This window comes from Pseudomonas sp. H26/SER47-MNA-CIBAN-0231, assembly GCF_040310465.1.
Classification (GTDB): Bacteria; Pseudomonadota; Gammaproteobacteria; order Pseudomonadales; family Pseudomonadaceae; genus Aquipseudomonas; species Aquipseudomonas atacamensis.
In genome coordinates, this window is record NZ_JBEOPW010000004.1 from 140911 (window position 1) to 160859 (window position 19949).

19 protein-coding genes are annotated in these 19949 nt (G+C 59.6%); 8 read left to right on the top strand and 11 right to left on the bottom strand.

The genetic code is table 11. The features are described from left to right. Positions 1-445 precede the first annotated feature (445 nt). The 4 genes from glpD to AAEZ10_RS08170 form a co-directional block, all read right to left on the bottom strand. Positions 446-1981, bottom strand: a complete 1536-nt coding sequence (gene glpD / locus AAEZ10_RS08155; RefSeq protein ID WP_263219458.1) for a glycerol-3-phosphate dehydrogenase — start codon at positions 1979-1981, stop codon at positions 446-448. 249 nt (positions 1982-2230) lie between these two features. Then, entirely contained in the window at positions 2231-2986 is a 756-nt protein-coding gene (locus tag AAEZ10_RS08160; protein ID WP_007916700.1) for a DeoR/GlpR family transcriptional regulator, read from the bottom strand. A 95-nt stretch (positions 2987-3081) separates the two neighbouring features. Continuing rightward, positions 3082-4584, bottom strand: a complete 1503-nt coding sequence (glpK, locus tag AAEZ10_RS08165; RefSeq protein ID WP_110646230.1) for a glycerol kinase GlpK — start codon at positions 4582-4584, stop codon at positions 3082-3084. Between the two features lie 77 nt (positions 4585-4661). Then, on the bottom strand, positions 4662-5513 hold the full coding sequence (locus AAEZ10_RS08170) for an MIP/aquaporin family protein (protein ID WP_016773396.1): 852 nt from the start codon (positions 5511-5513) through the stop codon (positions 4662-4664). A 350-nt stretch (positions 5514-5863) separates the two neighbouring features. Between AAEZ10_RS08170 and ybaK the strand changes: the two genes are divergently transcribed. Both ybaK and AAEZ10_RS08180 read left to right on the top strand, forming a co-directional pair. Next, complete coding sequence (gene ybaK, locus AAEZ10_RS08175) at positions 5864-6334, top strand: Cys-tRNA(Pro) deacylase (protein ID WP_130928526.1); 471 nt, start codon at positions 5864-5866, stop codon at positions 6332-6334. Positions 6335-6433: 99 nt separating this feature from the next. Then, positions 6434-7216 carry a PhzF family phenazine biosynthesis protein gene (locus tag AAEZ10_RS08180; protein ID WP_122706518.1) on the top strand — a complete coding sequence of 261 codons (783 nt, stop codon included), beginning with the start codon at positions 6434-6436 and terminating at the stop codon, positions 7214-7216. A gap of 120 nt (positions 7217-7336) precedes the next feature. Here AAEZ10_RS08180 and AAEZ10_RS08190 read toward each other — a convergent pair whose 3' ends face one another. Both AAEZ10_RS08190 and argF read right to left on the bottom strand, forming a co-directional pair. Next, positions 7337-8446, bottom strand: a complete 1110-nt coding sequence (locus AAEZ10_RS08190; protein ID WP_236168277.1) for an ABC transporter ATP-binding protein — start codon at positions 8444-8446, stop codon at positions 7337-7339. Further along, entirely contained in the window at positions 8443-9363 is a 921-nt protein-coding gene (gene argF / locus AAEZ10_RS08195) for an ornithine carbamoyltransferase (RefSeq protein WP_024014160.1), read from the bottom strand. Before argF ends, AAEZ10_RS08190 begins: the two co-directional genes overlap by 4 nt. A 406-nt stretch (positions 9364-9769) precedes the next feature. Here argF and plzR point away from each other — a divergent pair, with 406 nt between their 5' ends. The 3 genes from plzR to grxD all read left to right on the top strand — a co-directional run bounded on the left by plzR (position 9770) and on the right by grxD (position 12740). Further along, positions 9770-10060, top strand: a complete 291-nt coding sequence (plzR, locus tag AAEZ10_RS08200; RefSeq protein WP_016773401.1) for a PlzR type 4 pili assembly inhibitor — start codon at positions 9770-9772, stop codon at positions 10058-10060. Between the two features lie 135 nt (positions 10061-10195). Further along, a complete protein-coding gene (locus AAEZ10_RS08205; protein WP_350568727.1) occupies positions 10196-12301 on the top strand; it encodes a molybdopterin oxidoreductase family protein in 2106 nt (701 codons plus the stop codon). A 97-nt stretch (positions 12302-12398) separates the two neighbouring features. After that, entirely contained in the window at positions 12399-12740 is a 342-nt protein-coding gene (grxD, locus tag AAEZ10_RS08210; protein ID WP_016773402.1) for a Grx4 family monothiol glutaredoxin, read from the top strand. Between the two features lie 101 nt (positions 12741-12841). On the opposite strand, the gene bfr is transcribed toward grxD, so the two are convergent. Together bfr and AAEZ10_RS08220 are read right to left on the bottom strand one after the other, a co-directional pair. Continuing rightward, a complete protein-coding gene (gene bfr / locus AAEZ10_RS08215; RefSeq protein WP_016773403.1) occupies positions 12842-13315 on the bottom strand; it encodes a bacterioferritin in 474 nt (157 codons plus the stop codon). Between the two features lie 201 nt (positions 13316-13516). After that, positions 13517-13735, bottom strand: coding sequence for a bacterioferritin-associated ferredoxin (locus AAEZ10_RS08220; protein WP_003227725.1), 219 nt, complete (start codon positions 13733-13735; stop codon positions 13517-13519). Positions 13736-14047: 312 nt separating this feature from the next. Here AAEZ10_RS08220 and AAEZ10_RS08225 point away from each other — a divergent pair, with 312 nt between their 5' ends. Next, complete coding sequence (locus tag AAEZ10_RS08225; RefSeq protein ID WP_003227723.1) at positions 14048-14650, top strand: peroxiredoxin; 603 nt, start codon at positions 14048-14050, stop codon at positions 14648-14650. 74 nt (positions 14651-14724) lie between these two features. On the opposite strand, the gene rnt is transcribed toward AAEZ10_RS08225, so the two are convergent. Then, positions 14725-15402 (bottom strand): ribonuclease T, encoded by a 678-nt coding sequence (gene rnt / locus AAEZ10_RS08230; RefSeq protein ID WP_016773404.1) that lies wholly within the window; start codon positions 15400-15402, stop codon positions 14725-14727. Continuing rightward, on the bottom strand, positions 15399-16445 hold the full coding sequence (gene pyrC / locus AAEZ10_RS08235; protein WP_016773405.1) for a dihydroorotase: 1047 nt from the start codon (positions 16443-16445) through the stop codon (positions 15399-15401). Before pyrC ends, rnt begins: the two co-directional genes overlap by 4 nt. A 160-nt stretch (positions 16446-16605) precedes the next feature. On the opposite strand from pyrC, the gene AAEZ10_RS08240 reads away from it, so the two are divergent. Together AAEZ10_RS08240 and AAEZ10_RS08245 are read left to right on the top strand one after the other, a co-directional pair. Further along, complete coding sequence (locus AAEZ10_RS08240) at positions 16606-17520, top strand: flagellar protein MotY (RefSeq protein ID WP_071173435.1); 915 nt, start codon at positions 16606-16608, stop codon at positions 17518-17520. 129 nt (positions 17521-17649) lie between these two features. Then, positions 17650-18867 (top strand): argininosuccinate synthase, encoded by a 1218-nt coding sequence (locus AAEZ10_RS08245; protein WP_011335737.1) that lies wholly within the window; start codon positions 17650-17652, stop codon positions 18865-18867. Positions 18868-18991: 124 nt separating this feature from the next. On the opposite strand, the gene AAEZ10_RS08250 is transcribed toward AAEZ10_RS08245, so the two are convergent. Continuing rightward, the gene (locus AAEZ10_RS08250; RefSeq protein ID WP_110646234.1) at positions 18992-19705 is read right to left on the bottom strand and encodes a hypothetical protein; all 714 of its coding nucleotides are present in this window, start codon (positions 19703-19705) and stop codon (positions 18992-18994) included. Positions 19706-19949 lie beyond the last annotated feature (244 nt).

The following is a 19949-nucleotide window of genomic DNA, read 5'->3' on the forward strand; positions in this document are numbered from 1 at the left end:
CTGAAGTGTCGGCACAGCAGGCATTCGTCGAGAGAGTGTAGAGCATGACTCGTGCCAGACCAGTCGCAGTCGGTTAACCAGTTGTTTTATAACGTTATTAAAGTTTTATGGCGGTACTTTTTTGAGGGTGAGATCCGGTTAACCGAATCGACTGTGGAGTCGCGTTCGGAAAACCGAACGATCAAAAGCCCCTCACCCTAACCCTCTCCCGGAGGGAGAGGGGACTGACTGCGGTGGATGGTCGAGTTACGGCGACGTGAGATACCGAGTCGACCTCGGACTTTGGAACCCACGGAGATCGGCTCCCTTTCCCCCTCTACCCCTTGGGGGAGAGGGCTGGGGTGAGGGGGAAAAGATCTAACTGCCCCAATCAGGTTCAACAAAGTCCACATAACAAAAAGCCCCTGAATCTCTCGATGCAGGGGCTTTCGTTTGAACGGTGAGATCAAGCCGCCTCGATCTTCCGATTCTGCTCAACCTTGCCCAGATACGTCGCGAGCTTCTGCTGCTCCTCCGCTGTGGTGAACAAGCCTAGCTTGGTACGGCGCCACAGAATGTCGTGCGCCGTAGTGGCCCATTCTTCGCTGCACAGGTAATCGACTTCGCGGGTGTAGAGCCCGCCGCCGATGTGTTCGCCCATGTCGGCCAGGCTTTCCACGCCTTCGAGCATGCGCCAGGTGCGGCTGCCGTAGGTGACGGCCCAGCGCCGGGCGATTTCAGTCGGCACGAAATCGAATTTGTCGCGAATTCGCGCGCTCAGCGCCTCTGGCGTGGTCATGTCTTCGCCGCCGGGCAGGGTGGCGGTCGCGGTCCAGCTCGGGCGCATCTGGGTGAAGAACGGCATCAATTGCGCCATCGCCGACTCGGCAAGTTTGCGATAGGTAGTCAGCTTGCCGCCGAACACCGACAGCAGTGGCGCTTCTTCGGCGTTGCCAGACAGCGCCAGGGTGTAATCGCGGGTCACTGCCGACGGATTGTCGGATTCGTCGTTGCACAGCGGGCGAACGCCCGAGTAACTGTGCAGGATGTCTTCGCGGCTCAGCTGCTTCTTGAAATGGGCGTTGACCACTTTCAGCACGTAATCGGTTTCGCCTTCGGTGATCGCTACTTTCGCCGGGTCGCCGGTGTACTCGCGGTCGGTGGTGCCGATCAGAGTGAAGTGGTTCAGGTACGGAATGGTGAAAACGATGCGCTGATCTTCGTTTTGCAGAATGTGCGCATGCTCGCCTTCGTACAGTTTCGGCACGATGATGTGGCTGCCCTGGATCAAACGGATGCCGTAAGGCGATTCCATCTTCAGGTCGTCACGGATGAACTTGGCCACCCATGGGCCGGCGGCGTTGACCAGAGCCTTGGCGGTGATCGAAAACAAACTGCCGTCGGCGCGCTCCAGATGCAGATGCCACAAACCTTTGGTGCGGCGGGCACTGACACAGCGAGTCTGGGTGTGCACGTGGGCGCCTTTTTCGCGGGCGGCCATGGCGTTCAAGACCACGAGGCGGGCGTCATCGACCCAGCAGTCGGAGTATTCGAAGCCTTTCTTGATTTCGCTTTTCAGCGCGCTGTCGGAGCCGAACTTCAGGCTTTTCGAACCCGGCAATTTTTCGCGCTTGCCGAGGTTGTCGTAAAGGAACAGGCCGGCACGAATCATCCACGCTGGACGCAGGTGCGGGCGGTGCGGCAGGACGAAACGCATCGGTTTGACGATGTGCGGCGCCTTGGCCAGCAACACTTCACGCTCGGCGAGCGCTTCACGCACCAGACGGAATTCGTAATGTTCCAGGTAGCGCAGGCCACCGTGGATCAGCTTGCTGCTGGCCGACGAGGTATGGCTGGCCAAGTCGTCTTTTTCGCAAAGGAACACCGAAAGACCGCGACCGGCGGCATCCGCTGCGATCCCCACGCCATTGATCCCGCCGCCAATCACGGCAACGTCATAGATCTCGGAGAGAGGGGGCGTACGCAAGGTAGAGGTGGACATCGGCTGGCCTCGGTTCTTTTGGTTTTATGTCTTGGAAATCGAACATTAATGTTCATTTGCGAAAATGGTAGCCCATAAACACGCGCGCAGCCAGTCGCGTTCGATTGAAAAAACTCATCGAAGGGCCGAGAAAGGAAAATATCCGAACATTAAAAGCAAAAGATCGCAGCCTTCGGCAGCTCCTACAGGAGGAATGCATTCCAGATGTAGGAGCTGCCGAAGGCTGCGATCTTTTGATGCCTGGAAGCGTTAAACGACTTCCAGCCGAATCTTGTGCTGACTCAACAACTGCGCCAGCGCCGGTACCGGCTGCTGATCGGTGACCAGGCAATCGATCAGGCTGATCGGCCCCAGTCGAATCATCGCGTTACGCCCGAACTTGCTTGAGTCCGCCGCCAGAATCACCTGCCGCGCATTGGCAATGATCGCCTGGCTGACCCGTACTTCCTGATAATCGAAGTCGAGCAGGCTGCCGTCCTCATCGATCCCGCTGATGCCGACCAAGGCGAAATCGACCTTGAACTGATTGATGAAGTCCACGCTCGCCTGACCGACCACACCGCCGTCCCGCCGCACGTTGCCGCCGGTCAGCAGCACATCGAAATCATCCTTGGCGCTGAGCATCGAGGCGACGTGCAGGTTGTTGGTGATGATCTTCAGGTGATTGTGATTGAGCAGGGCGCGAGCAATCGATTCGGTGGTCGTACCGATATTGATGAACAGCGAGGCGTGATCGGGAATCTGTGCGGCGATGGCTTCGCCGATGCGTTGTTTTTCGTCGCGCATCTGATCGGCTCGCATCGCATACGCGGTGTTTTCGACACTGGAATCGTACGCGGCGCCACCGTGGTAGCGACGCAGCAGATTGGCTTCCGCGAGCTGATTGATGTCGCGGCGGATGGTTTGCGGGGTGACAACGAACAGCGTCGCCATCTCCTCGATGCTCACATAGCCGCGTTCGCGGACCAGCTCGAGGATTTGCTGCTGACGGGGAGGCAGATTCATGGGGCTTCCTTTGGGCTGCCGTGCAAAATTTGCCCATGATGCCGCAGGAATCCGCTCCCGACCAGTTAGATACCTATGTGTAACTCAAGGCTGGCTTATTCAGCGTCCTCACGCGCCCAGTCACGGGTGCGGCTGACGGCTTTTTTCCAGCCTTTGTAGAGTTTCTCTTTCTCGGTTTCGTCCAGGCTCGGTTCGAACTCGCGCTCGATCACTGCCTTGCCGCGCAGTTCTTCCAGGCTGCCCCAGAAACCGCAGGCCAGACCGGCCAGATAAGCCGCGCCGAGTGCGGTGGTTTCGCGCATTTGCGGGCGTTCGACCTGGGTGCCGAGGATGTCGGCCTGGAACTGCATGAGGAAGTTGTTCGCCACCGCGCCGCCGTCCACGCGCAGGGCTTTGAGGCGTTCGCCGGAATCCTGTTGCATGGCGTCGAGTACGTCGCGGGTCTGGTAGGCGATCGATTCCAGCGCGGCGCGGATGATGTGATCCACGCGTACGCCGCGCGTCAGGCCAAACAGTGCGCCACGGGCATACGGGTCCCAGTACGGTGCGCCAAGGCCGGTAAACGCCGGCACCAGATACACGCCATTGCTGTCCTTGACCTTGTTGGCAAAGTATTCGGTGTCGTGGGCGTCGTTGACGATTTTCAGTTCATCACGCAGCCATTGCACGGTCGAGCCGCCGTTGAACACGGCACCTTCGAGTGCGTAGGCAACTTCGCCGCGCGGGCCGCAGGCGATAGTGGTGAGCATGCCATGCTGGGATTTCACTGCTTTGTCGCCGGTGTTCATCAGCAGGAAGCAACCGGTGCCGTAAGTGTTTTTCGCTTGGCCCGGCTCCACGCACATCTGGCCGAACAGTGCTGCCTGCTGGTCGCCAGCGATACCGCCGATGGCGATGCCGCTCTTGGTACGACCGTAGATTTCCGAGGAGGCTTTGACTTCCGGGAGCATCTCGCGGGGGATGTCGAGGATCTCCAGCATCTTCGAATCCCACTCCAGCGAGTGAATGTTGAAGAGCATGGTGCGCGAGGCGTTGGTGTAATCGGTGACGTGCACCTTGCCGCCGGTGAATTTCCAGATCAGCCAGCTATCGACGGTTCCGAACAGCAGTTCGCCGTTGCGCGCCCGCTCGCGGCTGCCTTCGACGTTGTCGAGGATCCACTTCAGTTTGGTGCCGGAGAAGTACGGGTCGGTGACCAGGCCGGTGGTGTCGCGGATGTAGTCTTCGTGACCATCGCGCTTGAGCTGCTGGCAGATCTCGGTGCTGCGGCGGCACTGCCAGACGATCGCGTTGTAGATCGGACGGCCAGTGGTCTTGTCCCAGACCACAGTGGTTTCACGCTGGTTGGTGATACCGATGGCGGCGACCTGGTCGTGATGCAGACCGGCCTGTGCCAGCGCTTCAACCATCACCGCGCTCTGGGTGGCGAAAATTTCCATCGGGTCGTGCTCGACCCAACCGGCTTGCGGGTAATGCTGAACGAATTCGCGCTGCGCGGTGCAGACTACGTTCGCGTCGCGGTCGAAGATGATCGCGCGCGAGCTGGTCGTACCCTGATCAAGGGCAATGATGTAGTTCTTGTTCTGAATGTCGGTCATGTCGATTGCCTTGGACGAAAAAAACGAGAGTGGGCCGTGGCGCCGGCTCGGATGGGCAGGAGCCGGCGCCGACTGTTTCAAGAAGTTCTTGGTTTGCCGTCAATGGCCGGTTCTGCATCCTTTGTAGCAGGTGTGGCGCCGGTCAGGTGACGGGCAATCAGCCCGCGATACCCGGCAGCACCGAGGCAGGCACCGACAATCGGTGCAAAAATCGGAATCAGGAAGTACGGAATATCACGACCACCGGTGAAGGAAATTTCACCCCAACCGGTAAAGAAAGTCATCAGTTTCGGACCGAAGTCACGCGCAGGGTTCATCGCGAAACCGGTCAGCGGGCCCATCGCACTGCCGATCACGGCAATCAGCAAACCGATCAGCAGCGGCGCCATCGGGCCGCGTGGCAGGCCGTTGTTGTCATCGGTCAGGGCCATGATCACGCCCATCAGGATCGCGGTGATGATCATCTCGACCAGAAATGCCTGGGCCGTCGACAGCACCGGGTTCGGGTAGGTCGAGAACACCGACGCCAATTCCAGGCTGGCGGCCGAGCCACGAACCATCTGGTGGGTTTGTTCGTAATCGAAGAACAGATTGCTGTAGAGCGTGTAGACCAGCAACGCGCCGCAGAAGGCGCCGGCAATTTGCGAAAGGATGTAGAACGGCAGTTTGCGCTTTTCGAAGTCAGCGAAGATTGCCAGAGCGATGCTCACGGCCGGGTTCAGGTGCGCGCCGGAAACCCCGGCGGTGAGGTAGATCGCCATGCTCACGCCGACGCCCCAGATGATGCTGATTTCCCACAGGCCGAAGCTGGCGCCCGCGACTTTGAGCGCGGCGACACAACCGGTGCCGAAGAAAATCAGAAGGGCGGTGCCCAGGAATTCGGCCATGCATTGGCCGGAAAGCGATGGTTGCGGTAAAGCAGCTGTCATTGAAAACCTCGGTTCTTTTTCTTGTGTAGCGCCTTGCCAACGGAGCAGGGCGCGATCTTCACCGGGTCGGAATCCCCATTCGGTTCCCGGGTTACTGCTGGGTACAGCGCGGAGCATGATTCTTACATTATTCAGATTCGAAAAAATATAGACAAGAAACAAACCTGTCAAAGGTCGAAAGTGAACCGTCGGTCACAATTAAACTATTCGCCGTGTGAATGATCAGCGGCGCGAACGGCTTGAATGCAGCGCGAGGCCACGGGATTCGCGGCTTGGAATAGAGCCTTTTGCCCAACGATGACCTAGAATCCGCCGCAGGTTTTTCAAAGATTGCCGAACCCGGAGCTGCCATGACCCCTGCGTTGGACTTGTTGAAAAAAGTTCGTGCCGAACATCGCGTGCACAGTTACGAACATGATCCGAAGGCCGCGTCCTATGGGCTGGAGGCGGCGGAGAAGCTCAGGCTCGCACCGGCGCAAGTGTTCAAAACCCTGCTGGCCGCCAGTGAAAAAGGCGAACTGCTGGTGGCTGTGGTGCCGGTCGTCGGAACGCTCGACCTCAAGGGCCTGGCCCATGCCGCTGGAGTGAAGAAAGCCGAAATGGCTGATCCCGCTGCCGCGCAACGCTCCACCGGCTACCTGTTGGGCGGCATCAGCCCGCTCGGGCAGAAGAAACGCCTGCGCACCTTCATCGACAATTCCGCTCAGGGGTTCGCGACTATCTATGTGAGTGCCGGGCGGCGAGGACTGGAAGTGGAATTGGCGCCGGCGGTGCTGGCCGAGCACACCCAGGCGCAGTTCGCCGATATCGGCCGGGCTTAAAATGCGCGCCCGCTGTATGAAGAAAAAATTGCGCTTCTGTCACTGGCACTGATCCGGGCCGCCGTTGCATGCTCGGTCGACCAATTCAGGGAGAAAATCATGCAGCTTGCGTTTCATCAGGTCGACGCGTTCAGTGATCGGCCGTTCAGTGGCAACCCGGCGATGGTCTATCGGCTCGACAGCTGGCTGGCCGATGACTTGATGCAGAAGATCGCCGCCGAACACAACCTGGCGGAGACTGCGTTTCTGGTGCGCGAAGGCCAGGCCTGGCATATCCGCTGGTTCACCCCGACCACCGAAGTGCCGCTGTGCGGGCATGCGACCCTGGCCAGCGCGTTTGTACTGTTCGAAATCTATAAGGAAAGTGCCGAGCGCATCGACTTCATCTGCAAGTCCGGGCCGCTGAGTGTCAGCCGCGAAGGCGATCGGCTGTGGCTGGATTTCCCGACGATCGTGCCTTCGGAAATCGGCGTGACGCTGGATGTCGAGCGGGCGCTGGGTGTCGAGGCGGTTGATGTGCTCGGCTCCAACGAACTGTTCGTGGTGCTGGAATCGGAGCAGGCCGTGCTCGACTGCCAACCGGACATGGCGGCGCTGGCGAAACTGCCATGGCTGGGCGCAATCGTCACCGCGCGTGGCAACCAGCACGACTTCGTCTCGCGCTATTTCGCCCCGGCCATCGGTATCAATGAAGACCCGGTGACCGGCTCGACCCATTGCAGCCTGATTCCGTACTGGGCCAAACGTCTGGGCAAATCGAACCTGACCGCGTGCCAGCGCTCGGCGCGGGGCGGGGAGTTGTTCTGTCGGCTGGAAGGTGAGCGGGTGAAGATTGGCGGCAATGCGACGCTGGTGGCCAGCGGTACCCTGTTTTTAGGCTGAGGCAATACCAACTGTGGGAGCGAGCCTGCTCGCGAAAGCGCTCTTTCAGTCAACATCTTCGGCGACTGAAACACCGCATTCGCGAGCAGGCTCGCTCCCACAATTTTTATCCAGTGCGGATCAGAAGCTGGTGCTGAACCGACGGACGCCGTTTTCCACCGCCGGAATCTGCGCCGCGGTGCTGCCGGATGCCTGGAACAGCACCAGGTGATCCGCCGCTACGCGAATCCCGACCTGCGCGCCAACCAGATGATCGGCATGGCTGGGGAAGATCGATTCCAGTTGTGCACCGGTCGGCAGTTGCAAGCGATACAAGGTCGCCGCGCCGAGGAATGTCTTGCCGACAATCTGCGCCTGCAATGGGCTGTCCGGTGCATAAACAATGTCATCCGGACGCAACAGCACATCCACCGCACCGCCGATCGGCCAGGTGTAGGCGCGATTGCCGCGCAGCTCACCCAGCTCGGTCTGCACCGATTCCGGGGTGACGAGCTGGCCGCGAATGAAATAGCCCTGACCGATGAAACTGGCGACATATGGCGTCGCCGGTTCGTGATAGAGGTTGTAGGGCGTGTCCCACTGTTCCAGCCGACCTTCCTTGAACACACCAACGTGATCGCTGACGGCGAAGGCTTCTTCCTGATCGTGGGTGACCAGAATCGCACTGGTACCACGGGCCTTGAGGATGTCGCGCACCTCATGGCTGAGCTTGCGGCGCAGTTCGCCATCGAGGTTGGAGAACGGCTCGTCGAGCAGCAGCAACTGCGGTTCCGGCGCCAGGGCGCGGGCGAGGGCGACCCGCTGTTGCTGGCCGCCGGACAGCTCGTGGGGGAAGCGCTTGCCGAGGTTTTTCAGGTTGACCAGTTCCAGCAGCTCTTCGACCACGCGCGCCTTGTTAGGGTGCTTGCGAATGCCGAAAGCGATGTTGTCGGCCACGCTCAGGTGCGGGAACAGCGCGTAATCCTGAAACACCATGCCGATCCGGCGTTTCTCCGGCGCCAGGGTGAAACCGGCGCTGGAGAGGGTTTCGCCACCGAGGGTGATTTCGCCTTCATGCACCGGTTCGAAACCGGCGATGGCGCGCAGGGTGGTGGTCTTGCCGCAGCCGGACGAGCCGAGCAGGCAGCCGATGTCGCCGGCGTTGAGGTGCAGATTGAGGTTCTGCACCACGCGTTGATCTTGGTAGCCGCAAGCGAGGTTGCGCAGGTTCAGCAGTAATTCATGGCTCATGCGTGGTGATATGCCGGTTCGACGAGGAACTCGAGCAGGGCCTTCTGTGCGTGGAGACGGTTTTCTGCCTGATCCCAGGCGACGGAGCGCGGGTCATCGAGCAGGTCGAGACTGATTTCTTCGCCACGGTGCGCCGGCAGGCAGTGCATGAACAGCACGTCCTCGGCAGCGAGGTCGAGCAGGGCACGGTTGACCTGGAACGGCGCGAACAGCTTGAGGCGCTTGGCAGTTTCCTCTTCCTGGCCCATCGAAGTCCAGACGTCGGTGCTGACCAGATGCGCGCCACGCACGGCGTCTTGCGGATCGCGGACGATGGTCACGCGATCACCAGCCTGGGCGACGAATTCCGGGTTCGGCTCGTAGCCTTCCGGGCAGGCAACGCGCAACTGGAAGTCGAACTGGATCGCCGCTTCTATATAGCTGTTGCACATGTTGTTGCCGTCACCGATCCAGGCCACGGTCTTGCCCTGGATCGAGCCACGGTGTTCGAGGAAGGTCTGCATGTCGGCGAGCAACTGGCAAGGGTGCAGATCATCGGACAGGCCGTTGATCACCGGCACCCGCGAGTTGGCGGCGAATTCGGTGAGGGTGCTGTGGGCGAAGGTGCGGATCATCACCGCATCGAGCATGCTCGACATGACAATGGCGCAATCGCTGATCGGCTCGCCACGGCCCAGTTGGGTATCGCGCGGGGACAGGAAGATTGCCTGGCCGCCGAGCTGGATCATGCCGGCCTCGAAGGAGATCCGGGTGCGGGTCGAGGATTTTTCGAAGATCATCCCCAGCACGCGGTTTTTCAGAGGCTCGAACAGTACGCCGCGGTTACGCAGGTCCTTGAGCTCAACGCCTCGACGGATCACGCTGACCAGCTCTTCGGGCGTGCAATCCATCAGGGAGAGAAAGTGCCTTGCGCTCATCATTGACTACCTTTTTGCTACAGACCGCAGATGCTCAAAGCCTTGTTTAACGGAACAACGGGCGAGACCTGCGGCGTAAGCCGCACGGGGCGACGAAATAGGGGGAGGCGCGATATTGACACTAAATGTCGCGTTTTTCCAATAGGGTACTTTTGTCAGCGGGATTCGGAGCGCGGACCGAGCATTTCGATCACGCATGTTGAAGCCGGATTCAGTACAGCGGTGAGCCTCTTTGTACACTGGCGCCGCCGGGCTTGGCAATGCGCCGCGACGGCAACGCAGCAGTCCTGGTCGGTTTACGAACGCGGCGCCACCGATTCGCTTGGTCGGATGTTCAGACTGAAACATTTGCTAAAGCAAAGTGCTGGGTTATAAATAAGTTTCGAGCGACGCAGGAAGCCTCCGCATGGAATCGAAAGAACAACTGTTAATGGAACTGCTGGGCCACACGGCTCGCTCCCTGACCCATCTCACCGCGTCCGTCACCTCGATGTCTTTCGAGTTGCTGCGCAGTGACGACGAAGTGGTCAAATCCGCCGGTCGGCACATGATCGATCGCATGGCCACCATCAGCGCCGGGCTCGATGAGCACTGGCGGTTGATCGGCGAGCTCACCGGCGTCCACGTCGCCCATGAGCAGATAGAAACCATCCAGGAGATCCAGCTGGCGGCACCGCCGCAGTTGCCGCCGAACTGATCGCGGCGATTTATCGGCTGTCCTGATAACCGTCGATTCACAAGACGAACGTCGCTGGCGCCGTCTCTGCGCACGGGCCATAGTTTTGTTCCCGCGGGCGTGATTGCCTGCTCCCGAACAAGACAGAGGCTGGCCATGACCAAGACTCTTCACCACCGTGCATGCCACCTGTGCGAAGCCATTTGCGGCCTGACCATCGAAACCACGGAAACCGATGGCAACGTCGCGATCACCTCCATCAAGGGTGATGCCCTCGACACCTTCAGCCGCGGCCATATCTGCCCGAAAGCCGTGGCCCTGCAAGATATTCAGAACGATCCCGATCGCCTGCGTCAGCCGATGCGCCGCGTCGGCAGCAAATGGCTGCCGATCGAATGGGACGAGGCGTTTGCGCTGGTGGCCGAGAAACTCGCGGCGATTCAGGAACATCACGGGCAGAACGCCGTTGCGGTGTATCAGGGCAATCCGAGCGTGCACAACTACGGCCTGATGACCCACAGCAATTACTTCCTGGGGTTGCTGAAAACCCGCAATCGCTATTCGGCAACGTCGGTCGATCAACTGCCGCACCACCTCAGCAGCTATCTGATGTACGGCCACGGCTTGCTGTTACCGATTCCCGATATCGATCACACCGACTTCATGCTGATCCTCGGCGGCAATCCGCTGGCGTCCAACGGCAGCATCATGACCGTGCCGGACGTCGAGAAGCGCCTGAAGGCGATTCAGGCGCGCGGCGGCAAAGTGGTGGTAGTCGATCCGCGCCGCAGCGAAACCGCAGCGATGGCCGATCAGCACGTGTTCGTCCGCCCGGGCGGCGATGCGGCGTTGCTGTTCGGCATGCTCAATACGCTGTTCAGCGAAGGCCTGACCCGCGACAGCCATTTGCCGGTCGATGGCCTCGACGAAGTGCGAAACGCCGTGGCTGAATTCAGCGCCGAAGCGATGAGCCCGCTCTGCGCGGTGCCTGCCGAACAGATCCGCCAACTGGCGCGCGACTTCGCTGCCGCACCGAGTGCCGTCTGCTATGGGCGCATGGGCGTTTCGACCCAGGCCTTCGGCACTCTCTGTCACTGGGTGGTGCAGTTGATCAATCTGGTCACCGGCAATCTCGACCGCGTTGGCGGTGCACTGTGCACCCAACCCGCTGTGGATCTGGTGGCGTCGACCTCGGGCGGGCATTTCAACAAATGGCAGAGCCGGGTTTCCGGTCGTCCGGAATACGGCGGCGAGTTGCCGGTCTCGGCACTGGCCGAAGAGATGCTCACGGAGGGCGAGGGGCAGATCCGCGCGCTGATCACCGTGGCCGGCAACCCGGTGTTGTCGACACCCAACGGCCGGCAGTTGGAGCAGGCGCTGGACGGCCTCGACTTCATGCTCAGCATCGACCTGTACATCAACGAAACCACGCGCTATGCCGATCTGATCCTGCCGTCGACCTCGGCGCTGGAAAACGACCACTACGACACCACTTTCAACCTGTTCGCGGTGCGTAACGTGACCCGCTTCAATCGCGCCATCCTCGGCAAGCCCGAGGGGGCTTTGCATGATTGGGAGATCTTCGTCGGGCTGGCCAAGGCCTTCGCCGAGAAAACCGGCAAGGAGCTGAAACCGACGATGCCGCCGGCGAAGATGATCGACATGGGCCTGCGCATGGGCCGCTACGGCGATGCGTCCGAGCACAAGTTGTCGTTGGCGACGCTGTTCGATCATCCGCACGGCATTGATCTGGGGGCGCTGAAGCCGGATCTGGCATCACGTCTGAAAACGCCGAATCAGCGTATCCAGGCCGCACCGCCGGAAATTCTCGCTGACCTCGCACGCTTTGCCGCGTTGCAGGCGCCGGCTGCCGATGAGTTGTTGATGATCGGCCGCCGCCATGTGCGCAGCAACAATTCGTGGATGCACAACTTCCATCGACTGGTGAAGGGCAAGCCACGGCATCAGTTGCTGATGCACCCGGATGACCTGGCCAGCCGTGGCCTGGCCGACGGGCAACGGGTTCGGGTGAGTTCGCGAGTCGGGCAGATCGAGGTGGAAGTGCTCGCCAGTCTCGACATGATGAAAGGCGTGGTCAGCCTGCCCCACGGTTGGGGCCACGCGCGCCCGGGCGTGCAGATGGCGATCGCCAGCGGCCAGCCGGGATCGAGCGCCAACGACCTGACCGACGAGTGCCAGCTCGACGAACTGTCGGGCAACGCGGCGTTGAACGGTGTGCCGGTGACCGTGGCGGCGGCCTGAGCGGGTCTGTCGGGGAGACCGAGCATGGCGCTCGGGATTCCGTTACAATGCGCCACCGTGCCGACCTCTGAGTCGGAAAGTTCAGCCGAGGTGCTCCATGGATATCATCGAAACGATTAAAGAGCAGATTGCCAACAACACCATTCTGCTTTACATGAAAGGCTCGCCGAATGCCCCGCAGTGCGGCTTCTCCGCAAAAGCTGCGCAAGCCGTGATGGCCTGTGGTGAAAAGTTCGCGTACGTGGACATCCTGCAGAACCCGGAAATCCGCGCCAACCTGCCGAAGTACGCCAACTGGCCGACTTTCCCGCAACTATGGGTCGGCGGTGAGCTGGTCGGCGGCAGCGACATCATGACCGAGATGGCTGCAGACGGTTCGCTGCAAAGCACCATCAAGGCGGCTGTCGAAGCGGCAGCGGCGAACAAGTCCGAAGCCTGATTCGCTCTTGCAGGGATTTCGCAACCTCTGAAATCCCGGCGATAAAAAAGCCCCGCACCTCGAAAGAGGGCGGGGCTTTTTAGTATCTTGCGAGGGTCAGATCACTCTTCGCCCATCTGCGACTGCAGATAGTTTTCCAGGCCGATCTTGTCGATCAGGCCGAGCTGGGTTTCCAGCCAGTCGATGTGTTCTTCTTCCGACTCGAGAATGTCTTCGAGCAGTTCACGGCTGCCGAAGTCACCAACGGTTTCGCAATGGGCGATGGCGGCTTTCAGGTCGGCGTGACCGGTCTTTTCGATGCGCAGGTCGCATTCGAGCATTTCGCGGGTGTGCTCGCCGATGTGCAGCTTGCCCAAGTCCTGAACGTTCGGCAGGCCTTCAAGGAACAGGATGCGCTTGATCAGCTTGTCCGCGTGTTTCATCTCGTCGATGGATTCGTGGTATTCGTGCTTGCCGAGCTTGTTCAGACCCCAATCTTCATACATGCGCGCATGCAGGAAGTACTGATTGATCGCGACCAGCTCATTGGCGAGGATCTTGTTGAGATGCTGGATGACTGTAATGTCGCCTTTCATGATCGGAGTCCTGCCCTGTATTAACCGTATATAAGGCGGAGTTTGAGCTTGGCAGTTATAAGTGTCAAACCTAAGTTATTGAATAATAAATGAAAATTAATCGGAATAAGAATGTTTGTGTTCCGCGTCTGGACGCTAAGCAATTGATTTTCAGGCATAAAAAAACCGGACATCTAGTCCGGTTCTTTGAAATGGGGGCATTTACGCAGCAGTAAATTCTACCGGGTAAGGGATCGCGGCCTGGGCGGTTTGCAGCTTGGTCAGGGTTTCGCGCACCACTTCCTTGGCAAGGCAGGCGCATTTGCCGCACTGGCTGGCGACGCCGGTGGCCTGGCGAACTTCTTTGTAGCTGCAGCAACCTTCATAGATCGCTTCGCGGATCTGTCCGTCGGTGACGCCAGTGCAGAGGCAAACATACATAAGTAAGAACCGTCGCTGGTTGTGACTCAATTGCGATGGATCTTAATGTTAACGAGAATGATTGTCAAAGTGCTTTCGGAACGCTTCGCAGCCAATTTCCCGGCGACTGACGAACGGTATTTTCCCAATGCGCGTCTGACCCCATGAATACGCAGTGGATAACCGAACAGGGAAAATCCGTTACGGACAGGCCAAACACGCAGTGTATGATGGTCGTCCCTTGCGAAGAGGGTTCGTGTCACAGGGCTGTCGCCTGAGGGTGACAGGCTGGCCCGGACCCTGAACTTCAAGTTTCTACACCAGGAGATATCAATGAGCGTACTCGTAGGCAAACAAGCCCCAGACTTCACCGTCCCGGCCGTACTCGGCAATGGCGAGATCGTTGACAGCTTCACCCTGTCCTCGGCCATCAAAGGCAAATACGGCCTGGTGTTCTTCTACCCGCTGGACTTCACCTTCGTCTGCCCGTCCGAGCTGATCGCTCTGGACAACCGCATGGCTGACTTCAAGGCGCGCAACGTTGAAGTGATCGCTGTGTCGATCGACTCGCACTTTACCCACAACGCCTGGCGCAACACTCCAGTGAACAATGGCGGCATCGGCCAGGTGAAATACACCATGGCTGCCGACATGAAGCACGACATCGCCAAGGCATACGACGTTGAATCCGAAGGCGGCGTGGCTTTCCGTGGCGCGTTCCTGATCGACGACAAAGGCGTGGTTCGCTCGCAGATCATCAACGACCTGCCGCTGGGCCGTAACATGGAAGAGCTGATCCGTCTGGTCGACGCGCTGCAATTCCACGAAGAGCACGGCGAAGTCTGCCCGGCCAACTGGAAGAAAGGCGACAAAGGCATGAACGCTTCGCCGGAAGGCGTTGCGGCTTACCTGACCGAGAACGCTGCGGCCCTGTAAGGCGCAACGTCGAGGTACAAAAAAACCGGCCCACGTGGCCGGTTTTTTCATGCGCGGGATTTGCTCGACGAGGATCAGTCGTCGAAGTCTTCCCAGCCGCCCATCTGCTTCCAGCGATTGACGATGCCGCAGAACAGCTCAGCGGTCTTTTCGGTGTCGTAACGCGCCGAGTGCGCTTCACGCCCGTCGAAATCGATGCCGGCGGCCTGACAGGCTTTCGCCAGCACGGTCTGACCATACGCCAGACCCGCCAGGGTCGCGGTGTCGAAACTGGAGAACGGGTGGAACGGGTTGCGCTTCATATCCAGACGCGCAACTGCGGCGTTGAGGAAGCCCAGGTCGAAACTGCTGTTGTGTCCGACCAGAATTGCCCGCTTGCAGCCGTTGGCTTTCAGCGCCTTGCGGATGCCACGGAAGATGTCGGTCAGCGCGGTTTCTTCGCTGACGGCCATGCGCAGCGGATGATCGAGCTTGATCCCGGTGAACTCCAGCGCTGCCGCTTCAACGTTCGCACCTTCGAATGGCTCGACGCGGAAGAAGTAGGTGTGATCCGGGTACACGAAACCCTTTTCATCCATGGCGATGGTGGTCGCGGCAATCTCCAGCAGGGCGTCGGTGGCTGCGTTGAAGCCACCGGTTTCTACGTCGACGACAACCGGCAGGTAGCCGCGAAAACGTGCTGCCATCGGGTGACGGGAACCGCCGCCGCCACCTTGACCGTCCAGCTCATCGTCGAAATTGTCTTCACTCACGCGTGTTCCTCCAGCAGGCGCCAGCGCAGTTTTTCACCGGCGCGCAGCGGGATAACGGTCAGCTCGCCAAATGGCAGGCTGGTCGGGGCGGTCCATTCTTCACGGACCAGGGTGATGCGATCGGTGTTTGCCGGCAGGCCGTAGAAACGCGGGCCGTTGAGGCTGGCGAAGGCTTCGAGCTTGTCCAGCGCGTTACGCTGTTCGAACGCTTCGGCATACATCTCGATGGCGGCGTAAGCGGTATAGCAACCGGCGCAACCGCAGGCGGCCTCCTTGGCGTGCTGGGCGTGGGGCGCCGAGTCGGTGCCGAGGAAGAACTTGGCGCTGCCACTGGTGGCGGCGTCGAGCAAGGCTTCCTGATGGGTGTTGCGCTTGAGGATCGGCAGGCAGTAGAAGTGCGGCCGAATCCCACCGACCAGCATGTGGTTGCGGTTGTACAGCAGGTGATGCGCGGTGATGGTCGCGCCGACGTTGGCCGAAGCCTCGTTGACGAACTGCACGGCGTCGCCAGTGGTGATGTGTTCGAACACCACTTTCAGTGTCGGGAAACGCTCGACCACGCGGCGCATGTGCTCGTCGATGAAAATCTTTTCGCGGTCGAATACATCGACGTCGCCACGGGTGACTTCACCGTGGATCAACAGCGGCATGCCGACTTCGGCCATGGCTTCCAGCGCCGGGAAGATCTTGTCGATGCTGGTCACGCCGGAATCGGAGTTGGTGGTCGCGCCGGCCGGGTACAGCTTGGCGGCGTAGACGAAACCGCTGGCCTTGGCCTGACGAATTTCTTCCGGTTGGGTGCGGTCGGTGAGGTACAGCACCATCAACGGCTCGAACTGACTGCCGGCCGGGCGGGCAGCGAGAATGCGCTGACGATAGCCGTCGGCTTCAGCGGCGTTGCGCACCGGCGGTACCAGGTTCGGCATGATGATCGCGCGCCCGAAGGTGCGGGCCACATCGGCAACGGTATTGGTCAACACGGCACCATCGCGAAGATGAATGTGCCAGTCGTCGGGACGCAGCAGGGTCAGGCGGTCGGACATGAGGGGATTCCAGGCGGGTCAAACTGAGGCGAATGCTACCGGAAAAGACTCTTGCAGGCACCCGCTATCAAGTTTTGCCGCAAGCGTCCGATATCCCGGAGGTATGCCGTAAACATTGTGTGAATCGGTGTTTGTGTTTCACAAGCCAATGGAGCCTCCCGTGCGCCAGCGTTATTTAGCCCTGCTCAGTGTGTTTGCCAGCCTTCCCGCGATGGCGCTGACTTACCAGACCCGTCTGGAGAACATTGAGTGGACGGTCGCCGGCGACCAGTTCGAATGCCGCCTGACCCAGCCGATCACCGATTTCGGCTCGGGCGAGTTCGTGCGCAAGGCCGGTGAGCAGGCGATCTTTCGCCTGAACGCCTACAACGCCATGCTCGGCGGCGGTTCGGCGACTTTGCTCGCTGCCGCTGCACCATGGCAGCCAGGGCGTGGCGACATCAATCTGGGCTCTGTGCGTCTGGGCAGCGGCAATGTGTTGTTCAACAGCTCGCAATCTCAGGCCGGGGGATTGATCAGCGGTCTGCTGGACGGTCGCAGCCCGGTGGTACGCCGTGCGTCTGGCGATGGCCGCGTCTCCGAAGTGCGTTTGTTGCCGGTGAAATTCAGCAAGGCGTTCAACGACTATCAAGGCTGCGTGGCGAAATTGCTGCCGCAGAATTTCGACCAGATCAAGCAGTCGCAGATCGGCTTCCCCGGCGAAGGCGTTGAGCTGGACCCGGCTGCCAAGGCCAAGCTGCGAGTGATGCTCGAATACATGAAGGCCGACCCGACGGTGAACCACATTGACCTTGACGGCCATTCCGACAACAGCGGCAATCGCCTGACCAACCGCGAATTGTCGCGCCGCCGCGCGCTGGCGGTGGTGGATTTCTTCAAGGCCAACGGCATTCAGGAATCGCAGATCACCGTGCGTTTCCACGGCGAGCAGTATCCGATCGTGCCGAACACCAGCAAAGCCAATCGTGCGAAGAACCGTCGGGTAAACGTGAAATTGTCGCGCGTCGCTCCGACTACCGCCCCGACTCCGGCGCCGCAAGCGAGTACGCCGGCCACGGCCGCAGCGACTTCCTGACCCGCCGGTCATCGTCGCGCTCTCGACAGATTCTGTCGCTTTGTCGTCTTAAGCTGTCGCGCCTCTGTAAATTATCGCGTTTGAGCGGTAGACTCCCCGGCTTTCCGTAGAACCCCGTGGAGTGATGGCATGGCGGACGTAAACAAGGTCGTTCTGGCGTATTCCGGCGGCCTGGACACTTCGGTGATCCTCAAGTGGCTGCAGGATACTTATAACTGTGAAGTGGTGACCTTCACCGCTGATCTCGGTCAAGGCGAAGAGGTCGAGCCGGCCCGCGCCAAGGCTCAGGCCATGGGCGTCAAAGAAATCTACATCGACGACCTGCGCGAAGAATTCGTGCGTGATTTCGTGTTCCCGATGTTCCGCGCCAACACCGTTTACGAAGGCGAGTACCTGCTGGGTACTTCCATCGCCCGTCCGCTGATCGCCAAGCGCCTGATCGAAATCGCCAACGAAACCGGCGCCGACGCCATTTCCCACGGCGCCACCGGCAAGGGCAACGACCAGGTGCGCTTCGAACTGGGCGCCTACGCGCTCAAGCCAGGCGTGAAAGTCATCGCCCCTTGGCGCGAGTGGGACCTGCTGTCCCGCGAGAAGCTGATGGACTACGCCGAGAAGCACGCGATCCCGATCGAACGCCACGGCAAGAAGAAATCCCCGTACTCGATGGACGCCAACCTGCTGCACATCTCTTATGAAGGCGGCGTGCTGGAAGACACCTGGACCGAGCACGAAGAAGACATGTGGCGCTGGACCGTCTCCCCGGAGAAGGCTCCCGACACCCCGCAGTACCTGGAACTGACCTACCGCAACGGCGACATCGTCGCGCTGGACGGCGTCGAAATGACCCCGGCCACCGTACTGGCGACGCTGAACAGGATCGGCGGCGAGCACGGCATCGGTCGTCTCGACATCGTCGAAAACCGTTATGTCGGCATGAAGTCCCGTGGCTGCTACGAAACCCCGGGCGGCACCATCATGCTGCGCGCTCACCGCGCCATCGAATCGATCACTCTGGACCGCGAAGTCGCTCACCTCAAAGACGAGCTGATGCCCAAGTACGCCAGCCTGATCTATACCGGCTACTGGTGGAGCCCTGAGCGTCTGATGCTGCAACAGATGATCGATGCTTCGCAGGTCAACGTGAACGGCGTAGTGCGCCTGAAGCTGTACAAGGGCAACGTCATCGTCACCGGTCGCAAGTCCGACGATTCGCTGTTCGACGCCAACATCGCCACCTTCGAAGAAGACGGCGGCGCTTACAACCAGGCCGATGCGGCGGGCTTCATCAAGCTCAACGCGCTGCGCATGCGCATTGCTGCCAACAAGGGCCGCAAGTTGTTCTGAGTGGCTCAGACCCACGCGCAATAAAAAAGGCGGCCAGTTCAGGGCCGCCTTTTTTTTCGGAATTTTCATCGTGTTCATCAAGCCGTTTCTCTTGTCTGCCCGCTTGCGGGATGTGCCACGCCTGTCAGCTGGTTCGCCCCAGCAGGGTAACTGTCTGTGTGCACAGGTTGTAAACGACACACAGTGTTGCACCTGAGCTTTTCTTCGCCTGTTTGATCTGTTGCAGCGAAGTATGCGCCAGAGAGTCCGAAACATGATTCGACAGAAAAACCAGCACTCGCGGATTTTTTTTACCGGCGCTCCGAAGAGTGTCGAGAATCGCATCGAACTCCCTGGACGCATCAACGTCCCGGGCGTCGATGATGTTCAGTTCGCTTATCAGCGGTGACAGTTTGATCGTCTGCACCACGGGGTTCGCTTGGCCATCGATATCGGTTGGTGGGTCAGGCGCGTTGTGAATCCTGCATGGACGCTGAAATCCGCCGCTCCCAGTGTTGCTGGACACCACGCAGCTGGTTATCTCGAAAGCGCACGATCCATCGGTTTTTCGCAACGGTACTTTTCGTTCGCTGTCGCGTTCCGAATGCTCAGCCGCCTTCAGGAAATTTTTGTCCTTGCCGAAATCCGAGGGCGAGTAGAGCGAGCGGTGGTTGAAGTTGAGCGTGATAAAAAAAAGAAATAACAAGTAAAACGGAAAGCTGATCAGAAACCAGACATAAATCTCCCGGTCCTTGTTGTCGAGAAACGGCAGCGATACCGCCGCTGAAGTTTCCGAGATAATGGCGAATATCGCTATGACGGTCATTGGGTTAGTGATCTTTTTCGTTATCTTGAGCATGATTCAAGTTCTATGCTGTTTGTTTGAGGTTGAATATTTCTATATATAGCAAAAGCCTTCATTGAAGTTTCAGGCTGTTGTTTCAAGTTTTATAGAAGGGCTGCCGGTGCGTCGAATATGCAGTAGCGGCGGTTCGTTACGTCATATGTCGAATCGGCAGCCGGCAAGAGTGGTCCAGGAAACTTCAAATGGCTCGACTGGAATTCGGACCTGCGTAGGACGTGTGCGCAGTAAACGGAAATTC